We start from the raw sequence: 19,815 nt of genomic DNA on the forward strand, positions 1-19,815 counted from the left end.
CCTCAGGTGCCTGACCGGCGCAAAAATCACCCGCCGATCAAGGGCTTGAGCTTGGGCCACACATTGTCCAGCAGCGTCGGCTGGCCGGCGGCGGTGGGATGCAGGCCGTCGTCCTGCATCAGCGCCGGATTCAGCGCCACGCCCTCCAGCAGGAACGGCAGCAGCCCGGTCTGGTACTGCCTGGCCAGGTCCGCGTAGACCGCGCGCAGCCGCTGCCGGTACGCCGGCCCGTAGTTCGGCGGCACGTCGATGCCGAGCAGCAGCACCTTGGCGCCGGCGTCACGGCTGAGCACGATCATCTTCTCCAGATTGCCGCGCAGCTCCGCCGGGGTCAGCCCGCGCAGCGCATCGTTGCCGCCGAGTTCGATCACCACCACCGCCGGCCGGTGCTTGAGCAGCAGCGCCGGCAGCCGGGTCAGCGCGCCGGAGGAGGTCTCGCCGCTGATGCTGGCATTGACGACCGCCGGCGGCGCCCGCATCTGTTGCTGCAGGCGGCGCTCCAGCAGCGCCACCCAGCCGGACTGGAGCGGGATGTTGTGCGCGGCGCTGAGGCTGTCGCCGACCACCAGCACCGGCCCCGCCGCACCTTTGGCACAGGCGATGGCGGGCAGCAGCAGACACCATGCCAGACAGGCCCAGAGCCAGGCGCTGCGCGTCCAGGCCGGCGTTCCTTTCGTATCGTTGCCACGCATCCGGAGATTTCCTCATCGACAATCTGGCCCCCACTCCCCGCACCGGCATCGCGATCGACGTACGCGATGTCGGCAAATCCGTCAGCGGACCGGAGGGTACGGTCCACATTCTCGACAAGGTCGGATTGACCATCGGTGAAGGCGACAGCGTCGCCATCGTCGGCGCCTCCGGTTCCGGCAAGACCACCCTGCTCGGCCTGCTCGCCGGCCTGGACCTGCCCACGCGCGGCGAGATCGTGCTCGCCGGGCAGTCGCTCAACGCGCTGGACGAGGAGGCGCGCGCCGCGCTGCGTGCGCGCGAAGTCGGTTTCGTGTTCCAGAGCTTCCACCTGCTGCCGTCGCTGACCGCCGCCGAAAACATCGCACTGCCGCTGGAACTGGCCGGGCGCGAGGACCCGGCGCGGGTGCGCGAGGTGCTGGAGGCGGTCGGCCTGACAGCCCGTGCGCGGCACTACCCGCGGCAGCTGTCCGGCGGCGAGCAGCAGCGCGTGGCGCTGGCGCGCGCGTTCGTGGCGCGGCCGCGGATCCTGTTCGCCGACGAACCCACCGGCAGCCTGGACCAGGCCACCGGCCAGCAGATCAGCGACCTGCTGTTCGCGCTTAACGCCGGCAGCGACACCACCCTGGTGCTGGTCACCCACGATCTGCGCCTGGCGCAGCGCTGCGAACACCGCTACCGGCTCGACCGCGGGCGCCTGCGCCAGGCCGACGCGGTGGCCGACGCATGAACGTGTTGCGCCACGCCGCGCGCGCGCTGCGCCGCGAGCTGTTCGCCGGCGACCTGCTGACCGTGTTCGCCGCGCTGGTGCTGGGCGTGGCGGTGATGACCGCGGTCGGCACCCTGGTCGATCGGGTCACCCTGGCGCTGACCGGCAGCGCCGCCGAGGTGATCGGCGGCGACCTCGGCGTGACCGGGCGCCAGGACATCCCCGCCGCGTTCGCCGAGGAGGCGCAGCGGCGCGGCCTGCGCCACACGCGCCTGGTCAGTTTCCCCAGCGTGCTGTTCCATGGCGATGCCAGCCAGATGGCCAACATCAAGGCGGTCGCCGCCGGCTATCCGTTGCGCGGCGAATTGCTGGTCGCGCGCGACGCCGCTGGCGCCGGCAGCGAGCGCGCCGGTCCGCCGCCGCGCGGCCAGGCCTACGCCGATCCGCGCCTGCTCGAAGCGCTGGGCCTGAAGCTCGGCGACGACCTGGAATTCGGCGCCGGCACGCTGCGCGTGACCCGGGTGCTGCGTGCCGAGCCGGATGCGTCCGGCGAACTGATGCAGCTGTCGCCGCCGCTGCTGGTCAACCGCGCCGACGTCGATGCCGCCGGCCTGCTCGGCCCCGGCAGCCGCGCCTCGTACCGGCTGATGTTCGCCGGCGCGCCGGGCGAGATCGCCGCATTGCGCGAGTGGCTGGCGCCACGCGCCAAGGCGTTCCGCCTGGTCGGCATCGAGGACACCCAGCGCGGCGTGCGCGGCGCCTTCGACCGCGCCGGCCGCTTCCTGGCGCTGACCGCGCTGCTGGCGGTGCTGCTGGCCGGCGTCGCCACCGCGCTGGCGGCCAACCGCTTCGCGCTGCGCCGCATCGATACGGTCGCCGTGCTGCGCTGCCTGGGCGCGCGCCAGCGCGACATCCTCGGCGCGCTGGCGCTGCAGTTGCTGCTGCTGGCGATCCCGGCCTGCGCGCTCGGCGTGGGCCTGGGCATGCTGGCGCAGATCGGCCTGGTCGAGGCGCTGGGCAGCCTGATCCCGAACCGGCTGCCGCTGCCGCAGGCGACCCCGGCGCTGGCCGGCGCCGGCATCGGCCTGTTGCTGCTGCTCGGTTTCGGCCTGCCGCCGCTGCTGCGGCTACGCAACGTGCCGCCGATGCGCGTGCTCAACCGCAGCTTCGCCGCGCTGCCGCCGACCTCGCTGCTGGTCTACGCCGCCGCGCTGGTCGCCACCGTGGTGCTGGCGGTGTACGCCACCGGCGACGGCGTGCTCGCGGCCTGGGTGCTGGGCGGGCTGACCCTGCTGGCCGCGCTCGCCGCGGCAGTCGGCGGCCTGCTGCTGGCCCTGCTGCGGCGGCTGCAGTCGCGCCTGCGCGGGCCGTGGAAGCTGGGCCTGGCCGCGCTGACCCGGCGCCGCGCGCTGAGCGTGGTGCAGCTGGTCGGGCTGTCGCTGTCGCTGTGCGCCCTGCTGCTGCTGGCGGTGATCGGCCCGGGCCTGCTCGGCCAGTGGCGCGAGCGGCTGCCGGCGGACACGCCGAACTACTTCCTGATGAACATCCAGCCCGACCAGGCCGAGCACGTGCTCGGCACGCTGCGTGGGCTGGGCGTCACCGACGCGGCGGTGGAGCCGTTCAGCACCGGCAAGCTGGTGGCGATCAACGGCAAGCCGCCGCAGCGCCAGGACCAGGGGCCGGAAGACAACGGCGATGGCGACGGCATCGACCGGCCGATCAACTTCTCCTGGCGACACGCATTCCCGGCCGCCAACCGCTTGCTGTCCGGGCGCTTCTGGGCCACCGACAGCACCGCGGCGGAGGCCTCGGTGGAGGAAGCCTGGGCGCAGCGCTACGGACTCAAGCTCGGCGACCGCATCACCCTGCTGCTCGGCGAGCAGCAGCGCAGCTTCACCGTCACCAGCATGCGCAAGGCCGACTGGGATTCGTTCCGGGTCAATTTCTTCCTGCTGCTCAACGCCGGCGCGGTGCAGGACGCGCCCTACAACCTGATCTCCGCGTTCCACCTGCCGCGCGGTTCGGCGGCGCAGCTGAGCGGGCTCAGCCGCACCTATCCGAACGTGTCGCTGCTGGACATCGACGCGATCCTGGGGCGGGTGCGCGAAGTGATCGACCAGGTGGCGCAGGCGGTGCAGCTGGTGATGGGCTTCAGCCTGCTGGCCGGCGTGCTGGTGGTGCTGGCGGCGCTGCAGGCCACCGCCGGCGAGCGCCGCTACGACAGCGCGGTGCTGCGCACGCTGGGCGCGCGCCGCGGCCAGCTGCGCGGCGCGGTGCTGGTGGAATTCGGCGCGCTCGGCCTGCTCGCGGCGATCCTGGCGGTCGGCGCGGCGGCGGGGATCGGCGTGGTCGTGGCCAAGCAGGCGTTCGACCTGGCGCTGGCGCCGCCGTGGCCGGCGCTGCTGCTGGGCGGGGTCGGCGGCGTGCTGCTGAGCCTGCTGGCCGGCTGGTCGGGCACGCGCCGCATCCTGCGTACGCCGCCGGCGCTGGCGCTGCGCGAGAACTGAGCGCAGCGCGGCCCGGCACGCGTGCGCGTGGCGAGGACGCAGGCGTCGGTTAACGCGTGCTCGCGGCCGTCGGCAGCGATGCGCACCGCCGATAGAGATCGGCGGTGCACTACGAATTCCCAATCCCGAATCCCGCGCAAGCGGCATATGCCGGTTGCGTATAAGCACCATCCGAATGGTTGCTTCAGCGCGCGCCTGGCGCTGCCTACAGTGGATCGACGCCGCGCGCGGGACGCGCGGCATCGCCTCTTTCGCAGACGGAGGTCAGACGATGGCGCGCGCATCCACCGCAACACGGCCCGCTCCTGCCGCGGCACCGGCAGTCCGCATCGAACCGTTCGCCGCGCCGCTGGGCGCGCAGGTGCTGGGTCTGGACCTGGCGCAGCCGCTGGACGCGGCCACGTTCGCGCTGCTGCATCGCGCGCACCTGCACTACCACGTGCTGGTGTTCCGCGATCAGCGCATCACCCCGGCGCAGCAGGTCGCCTTCAGCCGCCGCTTCGGCCCGCTGCAGATCCACGTGCTGCGCCAGTTCCAGCTGCGCGAGCAGCCGGAAGTACTGGTGGTGTCCAACATCAAGGAGCACGGCCAGCCGATCGGGCTGGGCGACGCCGGGCACTACTGGCACTCGGACCTGTCGTACAAGCCGACCCCGAGCCTGGGTTCGATGCTGCTGGCGCAGGAGTTGCCGGCCGAGGGTGGCGACACCTTGTTCGCCAACCAGCACCTGGCCTGGGACACGCTGCCGCCTGACCTGCAGCGCGCGGTCGACGGGCGCCTGGCCGAGCACAGCTACCTGGCCAAGTACGAGGAACTGCGCGCGCGCAATCCGTGGCGCCCGCCGCTGACCCAGGCGCAGATCGACGAGGTGGCGCCGGTGCGCCATCCGATCGTGCGCACCCATCCGGAAACCGGGCGCCGCGCGCTGTTCGTCAGCGAGCATTTCACCACCGGCATCGTCGGCCTGCCGCAGGACGAAAGCGATGCACTGCTGCAGGCGCTGTTCGCGCACAGCAGCACCGATCCGCTGGTCTACCGGCATCGCTGGCAGGCGCACGACATGGTGTTCTGGGACAACCGCGCGGTCACCCACCTGGCCGGCGGCACCCCGGACCATCTGCGCCGGCGCCTGCACCGCACCACCATCGAAGGCGACGTGCCGTTCTAGGCCGACGCCAGCGCACCGCACACGACGCTGCCGCGCAACGTAGCCCTTCCCCGCAACGGAGCGACGCATGACCGCTTTCGATTCACCTGCTTTCCTGGCCACAGCGCCGTCCGCCGCCATGTCGCGGCAGCCGTTGTGGCTTGCCGCCGCACTGTTGGCCATCGCCCTGCTGCACGGCACCCCGGCGCATGCCGAAGGCCGGCTGCGCATCGCCAAGCAATACGGCATCGTCTACCTGCTGCTGGACGTGGCCCAGCAGCAGAAGCTGATCGAGAAGCACGGCAAGGCCGCCGGCATCGACATCGCGGTCGAGACCGTGCAACTGTCCGGCGGCGCGGCCGTCAACGATGCGCTGCTGTCCGGTTCGATCGACGTGGCCGGCGCCGGGGTCGGCCCGCTGTTCACGCTGTGGGACCGCACCCGCGGCCGCCAGAACGTGCGCGGCGTGGCCTCGCTGGGCAACTTTCCCTACTACCTGATCAGCAACGATCCGCGGATCAAGACCCTGGACGATTTCGGCCCGCGCGACCGCATCGCGGTGCCGGCGGTCGGCGTGTCGGTGCAGTCGCGGCTGCTGCAGCACGCCTCGGCGCAGCGCTGGGGCGAGAAGGCCTACAACCGGCTGGATGCGCAGCAGGTGGCGTTGCCGCATCCCGACGCGACTGCGGCGATCATCCGCGGCGGCACCGAGATCACCGCGCATTTCGCAAGCCCGCCGTTCCAGGAGCAGGAGCTGGCGCGCAATCCGAAGGCGCACATCGTGCTCGACTCGTACACGATCGAGGGCGGCCCCACCTCGGCCACGGTGCTGTATGCCACCGAGACGTTCCGCCGCGACAACCCCAAGACCTACCAGGCCTTCGTCGCCGCGCTGGCCGAGGCGGCCAGCTTCGTGCAGCGCCAGCCGGAACAGGCGGCGGACCTGTTCGTGCGCGCCAACGGCGGCAAGATCGATCGCGCGCTGGTGCTGCGCATCCTCAAGGACCCGAAGGTGCAGTTCAAGACCGCGCCGCAGAACACGCTCAAGCTCGGCCAGTTCCTGTACCGGATCGGCGCGATCAAGCAGGCGCCCGGCGCGGTCAAGGACTATTTCTTCGACAGCGCGCAAGTCGCCGGAGGCAGCTGAGATGAGCGCATTCGCACTGGCGCCGGCGCCGCTGTTGCAGGTCGAGCGGGTCAGCCTGGAGTACGCCACGGGGCAACGCGTGGTGCGCGCCACCCACCAGGTCAGCTTCGACGTGTACGCCGGCGATCGCCTGGTGCTGCTCGGCCCGTCGGGCTGCGGCAAGTCGACCCTGCTCAAGGCCATCGCCGGCTTCGTCGCGCCCTGCGAAGGACAGATCCGCCTGGACGGACAGACGCTGCGCGCGCCGGGACCGGACCGAGTGGTGGTGTTCCAGGAATTCGACCAGCTGGCGCCGTGGAAGACGGTGCGCCAGAACGTCGCCTTCGGCCTGCGCGCGGCACGCAAGCTGGGCCGGCGCGAAGCGGCCGAGCGCGCCGAGCACTACTTGCACAAGGTCGGCCTGTCCGCGTTCGCCGACACCTATCCGCACACCTTGTCCGGCGGCATGAAGCAGCGCGTGGCGATCGCGCGGGCGCTGGCCATGCAGCCGCGCGTGCTGCTGATGGACGAACCGTTCGCCGCACTCGACGCGCTGACCCGCCAGCGCATGCAGGAGCAGTTGCTGGAGCTGTGGGACGAGGCGCGCTTCACCCTGCTGTTCGTGACCCATTCGATCGACGAGGCCATGCTGGTCGGCAACCGCATCGTGCTGTTGTCGGCGCATCCGGGCCAGGTCCGCGCCGAACTCAACAGCCATGGCTTCGGTCCCGCCAGCGTCGGCAGCACGCCGTTCCGGCACGCCGCGCAGCGCATCCACCGGCTGCTGTTCGATCCGCCCGGCGACACCGGCAGCGAAGCTGACGCAGACGCAGATGTTGCGACGGCCGCCAGCAACGTGGCGCCGTTGCGCCGGCGCGCGCCATTGCGCGAGGTCGCGCCATGAGCGCCACCGCGCCGTTGCGGCCGCCGATCCGCGCCGAGTACGAACGCAGCGTCGCGCCCTATGTCGCGGCCGCGGCGGCGGTCGCGGCGCGGCGCCGGCGGCTGCCGGACTGGCTGCGCCAGGCGCTGATCCTGCTGGCGCTGGCCGCGCTGTGGGAACTGGCAGCGTACCTGCTCGATGACGACCTGCTGCTGCCGGGTTTCGTGCAGACCGCGCGCGCATTCGCTGACGGGCTATGGTCGGGCGAGTTGCCGGGCCGCGTCGGCGCCTCGCTGCGCATGCTCGCGCAAGGCTATGCGCTTGGCGTGGTGCTGGCGTTCGGCCTGACCGCGCTGGCGGTCTCGACCCGGATCGGCCGCGACCTGCTCGGCACGCTGACCGCGATGTTCAATCCACTGCCGGCGATCGCACTGCTGCCGCTGGCCCTGCTGTGGTTCGGCCTGGGCAACGGCAGCCTGGTGTTCGTGCTGGTGCACGCGGTGCTGTGGCCGCTGGCGCTGAACACCTACGCCGGCTTCCAGGGCGTGCCGGAGACATTGCGCATGGCCGGGCGCAACTATGGGTTGCGCGGGCTGCGCTACGTCGTCGCGATCCTGATGCCGGCCGCGCTGCCGGCGATCCTGTCCGGGCTGAAGATCGCCTGGGCCTTCGCCTGGCGCACGCTGATCGCCGCCGAGCTGGTGTTCGGCGCCACCTCCGGCCAGGGCGGCCTGGGCTGGTACATCTTCCAGAACCGCAACGAGCTGTACACCGACCGCGTGTTCGCCGGGCTGGCCATGGTGATCCTGCTCGGCCTGCTGGTGGAAGGCGCCGGCTTCCGCGTGCTGGAGCGGCTCACCGTGCGCCGCTGGGGCATGCAGCGCTGAGCAGCGGCGAGGCGCGCCGGCCCGCTCCGTGCGGGCGCGCGCGGCGCTTGTTGACTGCCGGCCTCGGCTTCGCCCAGCATCGCCGCGACTGCCGCTGGCGCACCGTCGTGCGCAGGTCGGCCCGCGCCCGGTCAGCAGCGGCGAGCACGAGGACCATGCCGGCAAGCCACACGCCCACCGCACAACACGACGACCCGGTGAGCGCGACGCCCGCCCGCAACGGCGTGCCGTACCTGGCCTGCATCCTGGCCGAGACCCGCAGCGGCCCGTACTACATCGCCACCGCACCGACCCCGCAGGCGCTGGACGGACTGGGCAGAACCCTGCGCGAGCGCCACAACGTGCGCGGGCAACGCGAAGACCCGGTCGCAATCCTGGCGGTGTGGTACGAGGAGTGCGAGAACGAAGTGGCCGCGTTGCTGCGGGCCGCGGAGATCTCCCGGCTCAGTCACTGCTGGCAGCGTGGCCTGATCGAGTCGCGCAACCCGCAGTGGCTGGACCTGAGCGGGTTGTCGGTCGGCTTCCCGCTGATCGTCACCCTGCCCGAGCACAAGGGCTTAAGCTATCACCTGGTGACCGACCTGTAGGCCCTCGCCGCCGCGCAATGCGCGCGCTGCGCAACCAAAAAAGGGAAGGCGCCAGTCCCGGCCGCCTTCCCACCCTGGCGCTGCGCCGGCAGCGGCGTTCAACGCTCGGCCGGCGCCGGCTCCACCCACTGCGCGAACACCGCGGCGATCCTGGCATCGGCCACCGGCTTGCCCTGCTGCACCGCCTCGGCCTGCTCGAACAGCGGCATGATCATCGCCATGCCGTCGAGCTTGGTCTTCAGGTGCACGCCCGGCGGCTTGCCGAGGAAGCCGTCCCAGTGCGCGCGCACCTTGGCCCAATAGCCTTGCGTGGCCTTCCAGTAGGCGTAGGCCGGGGTGAAGTCGACCTCGCCGGTCTTGACGTAGTCGTTGAAGCCGAATTCGCGCGCGATCGGCTGCTGGCTGCCGTCGGGCTTGCGCAGCAGCTTGGTGTTGAACTGCTCGTGGGTCCAGCCGGCCGGGGTCAGCGTGTGCCGGTTGATCACCGCCAGCGCGTTGTAGTCGCTGCGCCTGGTGTATTCGCGGCGCGGCAGCGGCCGCCAGCTCAGGTCGCTGGTCCAGGTCGGGTGGCCGTCGGCGTAGTCCCAGCGGCCGGTGCCGCAGTAGCGCGGCGCGTCGCTGACTTCGTACACGCATTGGGTCCAGGCGCCGCGGGTCGCGGCCGCGTCCAGCGGGCGCACCTGCCAGGTCTGGTCGGCGCTGAATTCGAAGCGCTGCGGCGCCTCGTAGCTCCAGTCCTGGCGCCAGTGCTTGGTCACGTGGCCGCTCTTGGTGTCGACCAGCAGATGCTGCAGCACCACCTTGCGCGGGCTGTCCTCGACCACGATCACCACTTCGTTGGCGCCGCTGCGCATTGCCGGCGCGCGCTCGTAACCGGGCTTGAGCAGCACGGTCTCGTCGAAGGCGAAATCCACCATGTACTCGCCTTGCATCGCCAGGATGCTGGTGCGGTCGCGTTGCGGATCGGCGTCCTGGGCTTGGGCCAGGCCGGTAGCGGCGAGCAGGAGCAGCAGAAGCGGTGATTTCATCGTCGTGGTCGGTCGCGATAGCTGAGGAAGAAAGGAGAAACGCGCCCTACAGGCGCAGCAGCGGCCACGGCCGTTGCGGATCGTGGCGCGGGGCCGGCAGGCCGGCGCGGGCGCAGCAGCAGTCGTCGACCAGCACTTCGCCCTCGGCCGCTTCCAGCCGCGCGATGCGCCGCGCGATGCTGGCGCCCAGCGGCGACACGCTGGCGACGCTGGCCGCCAGTTCGCCGTCGCTGGCGTGCAGGCGCAGCGCCCGCGCGCGCCAGCTGTCGCCGCTCAGGCGGCCGGCCACGCGTCGCCACAGGCGTTCGGCGACACCGGCATCGGCGCTGCCGCCATGGACCGCGGGCAGCGCCGACAGCAACGCGTCCCAGGCGACGAAATCGCTGTCCGGCAGCAGGTACAGACGCCAGCAGCAGCGCTCCTGGCGATCATAGAAGCACAGGCTCTCGAGCAAGCCGTCGCTGTCCACGCCCAGTTGCGCGCCGACGCGCAGCGCATGGTTCCAGCCCATCAGTTCCGTGCCCAGCTGCGCGCGGTACAGGCACAGCACGGTGCCCAGCGCCGCCAGCTGCGCCGGACGCGGCAGCGGCGCGGATGCCGCACTCCGGGTCGCATCGATGCTCGCTGGCGACGCCCTGCGCATGTGCCGCTACCAGTCCAGCGCCAGGCTGACCGAGACGTTGCGCCCGGCGCCGGTATAGCGGTCGAGCACCGCGCTGCTGGCCAGGGTCGCGCTGGGCAGATTGTTCCAGTCGATGTAGCGGCGATCGGCCAGGTTGAACACGCCGACGTTGAGCTTGGCGCCGGGGGTGAAGTTCCAGTGCGCGAGCAGGTCCAGCGTCGCGTAGCCGGCCGGCGTGTAGTACGTCGCCAGCGCCGGGCGCTTCTTCTTCGCCACGAAGCTGCCGACCAGTTGCGCGCCCCAGCGGTCGCGCTCGTAGGCCAGGCCGAGCACGCCGCGCAGCGGGTCGATCGAGTTCAGCGGCGCGGCGTCGGTCTTGTTGTCGCCGCGCGCATAGGCGGCGCTGGAATGCAGCGACCAGCCGGCCCAGCGCGCGTCCAGCGCGCCGAAATCGACGCCGGCCTTGGCCTCCACGCCCTTGATCACCACGTGATCGACGTTGCGCGACTGGTACAGCATCAGGCCGTCGGCGTTGTAGCCGACGAAGCTGTAGGACTCGATGAAGTCGCGGTAGTCGTTGTAGTAGCCGCTCAGCCCGACATACCCGGCCGCGGCGGTATAGCGCAGGCCCAACTCGGCGCCCTTGCTGGTCTCCGGCTTCAGGTCCGGATTGGCGATGGCGGTGTAGCCGAACTGCAGGTTGGTGAAGCCGATGTTGACGTCGTTGTACGGCGGCGCGCGGAAGCCGTGCGCGTAATTGGCGTACAGCGACCAGGCGTTGTCGATGCGCCAGATCGCGCCGAGCTTGGGCGAGACCTTGCTGTCGGTGACCTTCTCCGCGGCCACGCCGGGGTTGTCGGCGGCGAAGATCGCATCGACCTGCGGCGACAGCCGGTAGTAGTCCACGCGCACGCCCGGGATCAGGCTGAAGCGGCCGTCGGCCAGGCGCATCTCGTCCTGCAGGTAGGCGCCGGCCTTGGTGGTCTCGGTGACCGGGAAATCGCGCACCGGGAACGTCTCCACGCCCACCGTCTTGCTGATCGCGCCGGTCGTCAGGTTCTGCGCGTAGCCATCGCGCTTTTCGTGGGTGTCGCTCCACGACAGGTCGATGCCGTAGCTGAAATCGTGGACCACGCGGCCCTGGTCCACGTGCTTGTGCAGATTCGCCTGCAGCCCGTACAGGCGCTGGTCGAAGTCGTGTTCCATGTGCCGCAGGGTGTTGTTGCTGCGGCGCTCGTCGGTGCGTTGCAGGCTCTCGCTGTCCTGCCGGTACAGCTGCCACTGCAGGTCGTCGGCGAGCAGCGTGTCGAGCTGGTCGATTTCGTGGGTCAGCGACACGCGGGCGCGGGTCTGATGATCGCGTCCGCGCTGCGACAGGATGCTGGAGGTGACGTTGCTCAGCGCATCGATGCTGGAGTAGTCCTCGTTGCCTTCCACGGTCAGCTTGAAGCGCTGGTGCGCGCTCGGCGCGTACACCAGCTTGCTGAGCAGGCTGCGCCCGTCGCTGCTGAGCGGATTGGGCGCGGTGCGCGCCGCGCCGGTGCTGCGGTTGTCGCCCTGGGTCTCGCTTTCCTGGCCCTGGCGGTGGCTGACCGCGGCCATGCCGCTCCAGCGCTCGCCGCCGAACGCGACCAGCGCGCCGGCGAACAGGCCGTCCCATTCGCTCTCGTCGCCGAACTTCAGGCCCACATAGCTGTTCTTGCCCGGCGCCAGGTAGTCGGCCGGATCCTTGGTCACGTAGGCGACCACGCCGCCGAGCGCATCCGAGCCGTACAGCGCGCTGGCCGGGCCGCGCACGATCTCGACCCGCTTCAGCGTTTCCATGTCGACGAAGTTGCGGTTGGCGTTGAGATAGCTGCCGAAGCTGAAGGTGTCCGCGACCGGGATGCCGTCGGTCAGCATCAGCACGCGGTTGCCGTCCAGGCCGCGGATGCGGATGCCGCCGATACCGCTGAAGCGGCCGCTGTTGCCGGTGACCGAGACGCCGGGGGTGTAGCGCAGCAGGTCCTTCAGGTCGTAGACCAGCTCCTGGTCCATCTGCTCGCGGTCGATCACATCGACGCTGCTGGGGACGTCGACGATGGCGCGCTGGGTGCGCGTGGCGGTGACCTGCAGGCGGTCGAAATCGCGCGGCGTGGCGGAACTGGCTGCATCGACGGCATCAACGGCATCGGTGGCGGCGACGGGTGCGGCATGCGCGCAGGCGGCCAGGGCCAGCCACAGCGCGCCGGTGAGCGGAGCGGTACGGATCATGGAAGTCATCGGTGGGTCGCGAAAAGTCCCGGCCACGCCGGCGCGAGCCGGCGCAAGGGCCGAGGAGAGAAACGGTCGCGACTGCGGGCGGCCGCGGCGGACCCATCGGGTCCGGCCAGGTGGCGGCAGTGTCGAGCGGGTGGCCTGGCCGCGCGCTGCGCGGCCGGCCGGCTTACTTGGTCAGGATCAGCTTGTCGTTGCTGGTATGGCGCAGGCGATACACGCGATCGCCATGCTGGATCAGCACTTCGCGGCGCCCCTTCAGCAGCGCTTCGCTGCTGATCGTCTCTTCGACCGGGACCGCGCGCGGCAGCGCACGCTCGCGCAGGCTCAGGGTTTCGGGGTGACGCAACAGGACGGGTTGAGCGGTCATGGTCGGGCTCCGTACACAGGGGTCGATATGGATGATAATGATTCTCAATAATTAAGCAAGAGCCGTTCTCGTTTGCGGCGATTCAAGCTGCGAATAGGAAATCGAATTTCGACAGCCCCGACGAATCAACCATTCGCACGGCTCTCGCGAACCGTGCCCACCTGCCTTCGCGCCGAAGACGGCGCCGACTCAGGCCACCGCCGCCTCGACCTGCGCCCACCACGCCGGATCTTCGCGCGCGGCCAGTTGCAGCGCGTCGAAGTTCTGCAGCAACTGGGCGACGCGGCTGGCGCCGAGGATCACCGTGGACACCTGCGGATTGCGCAGGCACCAGGCGATCGCCAGCGCCGCCGGCGCCACGCCCTGCGCGGCGGCCAGCGCGGTGAAGCGGCGCGCACGCTCCACGCGGCGCTGCGCCGGCGGCCCGATCACCTCGTCGTGCAGCCAGGCGTTGCCGGCCTGGCCCAGGCGCGAGGCCGGATCGATGCCGTCGTTGTACTTGCCGGTCAGCAGGCCCGAGGCCAGCGGCGACCAGATCGTGGTGCCGAGGCCGAGTTCGGCGTACAGCGGCGCGTATTCCTGCTCCACGCGCTGGCGGTGCAGCAGGTTGTACTGCGGCTGCTCCATCGACGGCCCCTGCAGGCCGAGCGCCTGCGCCACCTGCGCCGCTTCGCGGATGCGTTCGGCCGGCCACTCGGAGGTGCCCCAGTACAACACCTTGCCCTGCCGGACCAGCGCGTCCATCGCGCGTACGGTTTCCTCCACCGGCGTGTCGGCGTCGGGACGATGGCAGTAGTACAGGTCCAGGTAGTCCACCCGTAGCCGCTTCAGCGCGGCATGGCAGGCGTCGGTGACGTGCTTGCGCGACAGCCCGCGCTGGGTCGGGCGCGGTGCGTCGACCGCGCCGAAGTAGACCTTGCTGGACACGCAATAGCCATCGCGCGGCAGCCGCAGATCGGCGATCACATCGCCCATCACCTGCTCGGCGCGGCCCTGCGCGTAGACCTCGGCGTTGTCGAAGAAGTTGACCCCGTGGTCCCAGGCGGCGGCGATCAGGTTGCGCGCTTCGTCGCGGCCGATCTGTCCGCCGAAGTTGATCCAGGCGCCGAACGACAGCGCCGACAGCTGCAAGCCGGTGGCGCCAAGGCGACGGTAGTGCATGCGAATTCCTCCTGCGGTGCGAGCCGGCGAACGTGGCCGGCGGGCGGCCGCACAGTGTAGCGAGGCGACCGGCACGCGCCCGCAATCCGCGCACTGCCTTGATCGGCAACCGATTTCCGGCGCTGAACGGGGTTTACCTTGCCGCCCGTCACCCCCTGCACTACGCTCCCTCTCTTTGGTCCGGCGATCCAGGGGAAGCAGATGGTCGAGGGTTTGGGGAGGATCGGCTTCGGCCTGTTCGGGTTGGCGGTGTTGATCGGGATCACCTGGCTGTTCTCGAACAACAAGCGTGCGGTCGATTGGCAGCTGGTCGCGACCGGCCTGATCCTGCAGATCGGCTTCGCCTCGCTGGTGCTGCTGGTGCCCGGCGGACGCCAGGTCTTCGACTGGCTGGGACAGCTGTTCGTGAAGGTGCTGAGCTTCGTCAACGAAGGCTCCAGCTTCATCTTCGGCAGCCTGATGGACACCAAGACCTACGGCTTCATCTTCGCCTTCCAGGTGCTGCCGACGATCATCTTCTTCTCGGCGCTGATGGGCGTGCTCTACCACCTGGGGGTGATGCAGGCGGTGGTGCGGGTGATGGCCTGGGCCATCACCAAGGTGATGCGCGTGTCCGGCGCGGAGACCACCAGCGTCTGCGCCAGCGTGTTCATCGGCCAGACCGAGGCGCCGCTGACGGTGCGCCCGTACATCCCGAAGATGACCGAATCCGAGCTGCTGACGATGATGATCGGCGGCATGGCGCACATCGCCGGCGGCGTGCTGGCCGCCTACGTGGGCATGCTCGGCGGCAGCGATCCGGAGCAGCAGGCGTTCTACGCCAAGCATCTGTTGGCGGCGAGCATCATGGCCGCGCCGGCGACGCTGGTGGTGGCCAAGCTGCTGATCCCGGAGACCGGCACCCCGCTGACCCGCGGCACGGTCAAGATGGACGTGGAGAAGACCACCAGCAACATCATCGACGCGGCCGCCGCCGGCGCCGGCGACGGCCTGCGCCTGGCGCTGAACATCGGCGCGATGCTGCTGGCCTTCATCGCGCTGATCGCGCTGGTCAACGCGCCGCTGACCTGGCTCGGCGACGCCACCGGCCTGGCCGCGGCGATCGGCCGCCCGACCAACCTGTCCACCCTCTTCGGCTACCTGCTGGCGCCGATCGCCTGGGTGATCGGCACGCCGTGGGCGGATGCGACCACGGTCGGCGCGCTGATCGGGCAGAAGGTCGTGCTCAACGAATTCGTCGCCTACAGCGAGCTGTCGAAAATCGTCAAGGGCCAGATTCCCGGCATGCGACTGAGCGAGGAAGGCCGGCTGATCGCCACCTACGCGCTGTGCGGCTTCGCCAACTTCAGCTCGATCGCGATCCAGATCGGTGGCATCGGCGGGCTGGCCCCGGAGCGGCGCCAGGACCTGGCGCGGTTCGGCCTGCGCGCGGTGCTGGGCGGCTCGATCGCCACCTTCATGACCGCCACCATCGCCGGCGTGCTGTCGCACTTCAGCTGATGCAGCCCCCCTTTCCCCCAGTACCCGTTGAGAAGCAGCACATGCCTATGAGTTCAGTCATCGTCGTCGGTTCGTTCAATGTCGACCACGTCTGGCGCTGCGAAACCCTGCCCGCCCCGGGCGCGACCATCGCCGGCCGCTACAGCACCGGCCCCGGCGGCAAGGGCTTCAACCAGGCGGTGGCGGCCGCGCGCGCCGGCGCCCGCACCACCTTCGTGTGCGCGCTCGGCGACGACCCCGGCGGCGCGATGGCGCGCGCGCTGGCGGCGCAGGACGGCATCGACCTGGCCGCCGAGGCCAGCACCGAGCCGACCGGCACCGGCGGCATCTACGTCGATGGCCACGGCCGCAACACCATCGTCATCGGCGCCGGCGCCAATGCCGCGCTGAGCCTGGGCTTCGTGCAGGCGCAGCGCGCGCTGCTGGGGTCGGCGCGGGTGCTGCTGGCGCAGCTGGAATCGCCGATCGAGACCATCGAGGCGACCCTGGCGCTGGCGCGCGAGACCGGCCTGACCACCGTGCTCAACGCCGCGCCGGCCAATGCGCAGACCAGCATCGGCCTGCTCAAGCTGGCCGACGTGCTGACCCCGAACGAAACCGAGTTCGCCGCGCTGCTGACGCGCCACGTCGGCGAGCGCGTGGATGCCGACGACGTCGCCGCCACCGATGGCGGCAGCCTGCACGCGCTGTGCCGCAAGCTGCTGCCGGGCGGCACCGTGGTGGTGACGCTGGGCGCGGTGGGCGCGTTCATCTCGCACCCCGAAGATCGCCAGCGCGGCGATGCGCAGCCGTATTACCGCATCGGCGCGGAGGCCGCGCAGACCGTGGACACCACCGGCGCCGGCGATGCGTTCAACGGCGCGCTGGTGGCCTCGCTGGCGCAATCGCCGAACGCCGGCTTCGCCACCCACGTGCGCTTCGCCAACCACTACGCGGCGCGTTCGACCGAGGCCGAAGGCGCGGCGGCGTCGATGCCGCGGCTGGTGCCGGAGGCCGGCTGAGCCGTTCGCCTTGAGCAAACGGCCCACAGCGGTTCGCGCCACAGCCTACGTCGTGCTGCCGACCCTGGACGGCAGCGCCGACGGCTTCCAGTTGTACTCGTCGATCCGCTGAACCGCACGCGTTTGGCAGCGGCCGCGGCGGCGGCGACAATGGCCGCATGCGCATCGGCCCCTACACGATCGAACCGAAGGTGATCCTGGCGCCGATGGCCGGGGTCACCGACAAGCCGTTCCGGCTGCTGTGCAAGCGCCTCGGCGCCGGCCTGGCGGTGTCGGAGATGACCCTTTCCGACCCGCGCTTGTGGCAGACCCGCAAATCGCTGCAGCGCATGGACCACGCCGGCGAACCGGACCCGGTCAGCGTGCAGATCGCCGGCACCGAGCCGCAGCAGCTGGCCGAGGCCGCGCGCTACAACGCCGACCACGGCGCGCAGCTGATCGACATCAACATGGGCTGCCCGGCGAAGAAGGTGTGCAACGCCTGGGCCGGCTCGGCGCTGATGCGCGACGAGGCGCTGGTGGCGCGCATCCTCAGCGCGGTGGTGAACGCCTCGCCGGTGCCGGTGACGCTGAAGATCCGCACCGGCTGGGACGGCGACCACCGCAACGGCCCGGCCATCGCGCGCATCGCCGAGGACTGCGGCATCGCCGCGCTGGCCGTGCACGGCCGCACCCGCGATCAGCAGTACAACGGCCAGGCCGAATACGCCACGATCGCGCAGATCAAGGCCGCGCTGCGCATCCCGGTGATCGCCAATGGCGACATCGATTCGCCGCACAAGGCCGCGCAGGTACTGGCCGCGACCGGCGCCGATGCGGTGATGATCGGCCGCGCCGCGCAGGGCCGGCCGTGGATCTTCGGCGAGATCGCGCACTACCTGGCGACCGGCGAACTGCTGCCGGCGCCATCGCTGCAGTTGGTGCGCGACACCCTGCTCGGCCACCTGCAGGCGCTGCACGATTTCTACGGCGAAGCGCAGGGCGTGCGCATCGCGCGCAAGCACCTGGGCTGGTACGCCAAGGACCGGCCCGAGAACGCGGCGTTCCGCGCCGTGGTCAACCGCGCCGAGAGCGCAACCGCGCAGCTGGCGCTGACCGCCGACTACTTCGATGCGCTGATCGCCGGCCTGGCGCCGGCCTTGCCCGCCGCGGCCTGAACGTTGCGGGCCCAGGACCACGCGATGCGTTCGCAGCGCGTCCCTGCACCAACTGTGCGGCGTCTCCGATAGCCCGCAAGTGCGGCCGCTGCAACAAGCGCGCCTGCTCTGCTTCATGCCTTCGTGCCTTCATGCCTTCGACCAGATCGACGGCACCGGCGCGTGCTCCCCTGGCGGACGTGGCAGCATCCGCACGCGGACCGAGGGAGTGCGGCGATTCCCAGATCCGCTCAGGGCAGTCCGGACTGCGTCGGCGCGCCGATCGGCGCGACCGCTGCAGGCTCGGTCCAGATCCGCCGCCACATCCGCGCCAGCGCCGCGCCGATCTGCCCGCGCGCCACCGGTGCGCGATAGGCGGCCTGCCGCTGGCGCGGTTCGATCGCCTGCCAGCCGGCGCCGTGCTGCCGGGCCACCGCGAAGTTGAAGTTGTAGTCCGGCTCCAGGCCCATGCGCAGGTCGCTGCGGACCAGTTCGCCATCCTTGACCTGGGCGCGCATGAAGCCGCGGTTGAACCAGGCCAGCCGCTGCACCGCCGGCAGCGCGCGCACGTCGCCCAGCGCCGGGGTGTTGGAGGGATGGCCCTGGAAGCGCATCGGCCCGCGGTCGGCGACCAGCGAGCGCTCGCCGATCACGTAGCCGCTGGGCGTCATCGCCACTACCCGCCACAACAGCGTGTTGAATGGCATCGGCACCGAGAAGCACGGCGCGTGCTGCAGGCCCATCGCCGCCAGCGCGCGGTCGACCTGGCGATCGACCAGCTGCTTGGCAGCGACCAGCCCAGGTAGGCGCTGCTCAGGAGCAGCCCGGCCAGCAGCGCCTGCTGCGCCGCGCGCGCGCCCACCAGGCGATGGCGCAGGCCAGGAGCAGCCACAGCGTGTAGCCCGGATCGATGATGAACACGCTGGACCACATCGCCGGCGGCGGCCGCAGCGGCCACCACAGTTGGGTGCCGTAGACGGTGAACGCATCGAGCAGCGGATGCGTGATCAAGGCCAGCTGCATCGCCCAGAACCAGCGCCGCGGCGCCGCGGCCGCGCGGCCATGGCCGAAGCGCCGGTACAGCCACCAGAGCAGCCAGCCGAGCAGCGGCAGCAGGAGCAGCGAGTCGAGGTCGGGCACGGTGCCGAGCGCCGCGCCGGCGAGCAGGGCGGCGCGGCGATGTTGCGCGGGCGCAATGGCAGCGGCGACGGCGGCACCGAGCACGCTCTGGGTGAGGGAATCCATCGGCCGATGCCAGCAGGCGTGGACGTTGCCGCCATGTGCGCGGGCTTGGCGACCGGGCAAGGTTGCGCCGGAGGTCGCGCGACGACGTCATGGCATGCCTTTTTTGTAGAAGGACCCCAGTCCCGACAACGTCCAGGCTCGGCAAGTTCATCGCTGCGTTCGTCGCGACTGAAGTCGCTCCCACAAGGGGCGCTCACTGCGAGTCCGGCATGCCGGCTTTTGCGGGAGCGAGTTCAGTCCCGACTGCATCCCCGCCCGGCAAGCCCTGGCGCTTCGCTTGTCGCGACTGAACTCGCTCCCGCAAGGAGCGGCAGCGCCTGGCGGAAACCGGTCGCGCAGATACGGCGAGAACCGCGCGGCCTTCGGCGCTACAGCGCGTAGGACAGCACGTCCTCGAAGCCGAACTTGCCGAAGTCGCGGATCCGCGACGGGTACAGCCGCCCGATCAGGTGGTCGTGCTCGTGCTGCACCACCCGCGCATGGAAGCCCTCGGCCTCGCACACCACCGCGCTGCCGTCCGGGTCCAGGCCGCGGTAGCGGATGTGCCGGTAGCGCGGAATCACCGCGCGCAGTCCGGGAATGGACAGGCAGCCTTCCCAGCCGTCCTCCAGTTCGTCGGACAACGGCTCGAACTGCACGTTGGCCAGCGCGGTGCGCGGTACCGCCGGCGCCTCGGGATAGCGCGCATTGCTGTCGAAGCCGAACACCATCAGCTGCAGGTCCACCGCGATCTGCGGCGCGGCCAGGCCGACGCCGCGCGCGGCGTCCATGGTCTCGAACATGTCGGCGACCAAGGCGTGCAGCTGCGCGCTACCGAAGTTGCCGACCGGCTGCGCAAGGCGCAGCAGGCGCGGGTCGCCCATGCGGATGATGTCGCGGATCATGCCCTGCTCCTGTGGCCGAATGCCGCCCCGATTATCCGCCGAGCGGCGCGCGCCTGCAGCGTTGCCGGGCGTTGGT

Annotated in this window: 17 protein-coding genes and 1 pseudogene; 10 read left to right on the top strand and 8 right to left on the bottom strand. The window is 70.8% G+C overall.

Translation table 11 applies throughout. The annotated features are described in order from the left end of the window. Nucleotides 1-26: 26 nt before the first annotated feature. The gene (locus tag FZ025_RS05065; protein WP_104557742.1) at nt 27-692 is read right to left on the bottom strand and encodes an arylesterase; all 666 of its coding nucleotides are present in this window, start codon (nt 690-692) and stop codon (nt 27-29) included. A 125-nt stretch (nt 693-817) separates the two neighbouring features. Here FZ025_RS05065 and FZ025_RS05070 point away from each other — a divergent pair, with 125 nt between their 5' ends. From FZ025_RS05070 to FZ025_RS05100, 7 genes are all read left to right on the top strand, one after another. Then, nucleotides 818-1,420: an ABC transporter ATP-binding protein gene (locus FZ025_RS05070; protein WP_104557744.1), complete on the top strand. Its 603-nt coding sequence runs from the start codon at nt 818-820 to the stop codon at nt 1,418-1,420. Beyond that, nucleotides 1,417-3,906 (top strand): ABC transporter permease, encoded by a 2,490-nt coding sequence (locus tag FZ025_RS05075; protein ID WP_104557747.1) that lies wholly within the window; start codon nt 1,417-1,419, stop codon nt 3,904-3,906. The genes FZ025_RS05070 and FZ025_RS05075 overlap by 4 nt, the downstream gene beginning before the upstream one ends. Before the next feature lie 271 nt (nt 3,907-4,177). Continuing rightward, complete coding sequence (locus tag FZ025_RS05080) at nt 4,178-5,074, top strand: TauD/TfdA dioxygenase family protein (RefSeq protein ID WP_104557750.1); 897 nt, start codon at nt 4,178-4,180, stop codon at nt 5,072-5,074. A gap of 118 nt (nt 5,075-5,192) precedes the next feature. Beyond that, nucleotides 5,193-6,200 (top strand): ABC transporter substrate-binding protein, encoded by a 1,008-nt coding sequence (locus FZ025_RS05085; protein WP_167523893.1) that lies wholly within the window; start codon nt 5,193-5,195, stop codon nt 6,198-6,200. Nucleotide 6,201: 1 nt separating this feature from the next. Continuing rightward, nucleotides 6,202-7,083, top strand: coding sequence for an ABC transporter ATP-binding protein (locus tag FZ025_RS05090; RefSeq protein ID WP_104557755.1), 882 nt, complete (start codon nt 6,202-6,204; stop codon nt 7,081-7,083). Continuing rightward, nucleotides 7,080-7,949 (top strand): ABC transporter permease, encoded by an 870-nt coding sequence (locus tag FZ025_RS05095; protein WP_104557757.1) that lies wholly within the window; start codon nt 7,080-7,082, stop codon nt 7,947-7,949. Before FZ025_RS05090 ends, FZ025_RS05095 begins: the two co-directional genes overlap by 4 nt. Before the next feature lie 197 nt (nt 7,950-8,146). Continuing rightward, nucleotides 8,147-8,536 carry a GIY-YIG nuclease family protein gene (locus tag FZ025_RS05100; RefSeq protein WP_104557759.1) on the top strand — a complete coding sequence of 130 codons (390 nt, stop codon included), beginning with the start codon at nt 8,147-8,149 and terminating at the stop codon, nt 8,534-8,536. A gap of 98 nt (nt 8,537-8,634) precedes the next feature. On the opposite strand, the gene FZ025_RS05105 is transcribed toward FZ025_RS05100, so the two are convergent. The 5 genes from FZ025_RS05105 to FZ025_RS05125 form a co-directional block, all read right to left on the bottom strand. Next, nucleotides 8,635-9,564, bottom strand: a complete 930-nt coding sequence (locus FZ025_RS05105) for a DUF6607 family protein (RefSeq protein WP_104557761.1) — start codon at nt 9,562-9,564, stop codon at nt 8,635-8,637. A 46-nt stretch (nt 9,565-9,610) separates the two neighbouring features. Continuing rightward, nucleotides 9,611-10,207, bottom strand: a complete 597-nt coding sequence (locus FZ025_RS05110) for a ChuX/HutX family heme-like substrate-binding protein (protein WP_104557763.1) — start codon at nt 10,205-10,207, stop codon at nt 9,611-9,613. 6 nt (nt 10,208-10,213) lie between these two features. Continuing rightward, a complete protein-coding gene (locus FZ025_RS05115) occupies nt 10,214-12,439 on the bottom strand; it encodes a TonB-dependent hemoglobin/transferrin/lactoferrin family receptor (RefSeq protein ID WP_104557766.1) in 2,226 nt (741 codons plus the stop codon). Nucleotides 12,440-12,611: 172 nt separating this feature from the next. Further along, nucleotides 12,612-12,812 carry a hemin uptake protein HemP gene (hemP, locus tag FZ025_RS05120; RefSeq protein ID WP_009577197.1) on the bottom strand — a complete coding sequence of 67 codons (201 nt, stop codon included), beginning with the start codon at nt 12,810-12,812 and terminating at the stop codon, nt 12,612-12,614. 189 nt (nt 12,813-13,001) lie between these two features. Next, nucleotides 13,002-13,973 carry an aldo/keto reductase gene (locus FZ025_RS05125; protein WP_104557768.1) on the bottom strand — a complete coding sequence of 324 codons (972 nt, stop codon included), beginning with the start codon at nt 13,971-13,973 and terminating at the stop codon, nt 13,002-13,004. Between the two features lie 201 nt (nt 13,974-14,174). On the opposite strand from FZ025_RS05125, the gene FZ025_RS05130 reads away from it, so the two are divergent. From FZ025_RS05130 to dusB, 3 genes are all read left to right on the top strand, one after another. Then, nucleotides 14,175-15,473: a NupC/NupG family nucleoside CNT transporter gene (locus FZ025_RS05130; protein WP_104557770.1), complete on the top strand. Its 1,299-nt coding sequence runs from the start codon at nt 14,175-14,177 to the stop codon at nt 15,471-15,473. Nucleotides 15,474-15,520: 47 nt separating this feature from the next. Further along, nucleotides 15,521-16,474 (top strand): ribokinase, encoded by a 954-nt coding sequence (locus FZ025_RS05135; RefSeq protein WP_104557772.1) that lies wholly within the window; start codon nt 15,521-15,523, stop codon nt 16,472-16,474. A gap of 158 nt (nt 16,475-16,632) precedes the next feature. Next, nucleotides 16,633-17,631 carry a tRNA dihydrouridine synthase DusB gene (gene dusB / locus FZ025_RS05140; RefSeq protein WP_104557774.1) on the top strand — a complete coding sequence of 333 codons (999 nt, stop codon included), beginning with the start codon at nt 16,633-16,635 and terminating at the stop codon, nt 17,629-17,631. A gap of 230 nt (nt 17,632-17,861) precedes the next feature. Here the strand turns inward: dusB and FZ025_RS05145 are convergent. Together FZ025_RS05145 and FZ025_RS05150 are read right to left on the bottom strand one after the other, a co-directional pair. Then, nucleotides 17,862-18,855, bottom strand: a pseudogene (locus FZ025_RS05145) (metal-dependent hydrolase). A gap of 368 nt (nt 18,856-19,223) precedes the next feature. Further along, nucleotides 19,224-19,739 (bottom strand): peptide deformylase, encoded by a 516-nt coding sequence (locus FZ025_RS05150; RefSeq protein ID WP_104557776.1) that lies wholly within the window; start codon nt 19,737-19,739, stop codon nt 19,224-19,226. Nucleotides 19,740-19,815 lie beyond the last annotated feature (76 nt).

This window comes from Xanthomonas hyacinthi (assembly GCF_009769165.1).
GTDB lineage: Bacteria > Pseudomonadota > Gammaproteobacteria > Xanthomonadales > Xanthomonadaceae > Xanthomonas_A > Xanthomonas_A hyacinthi.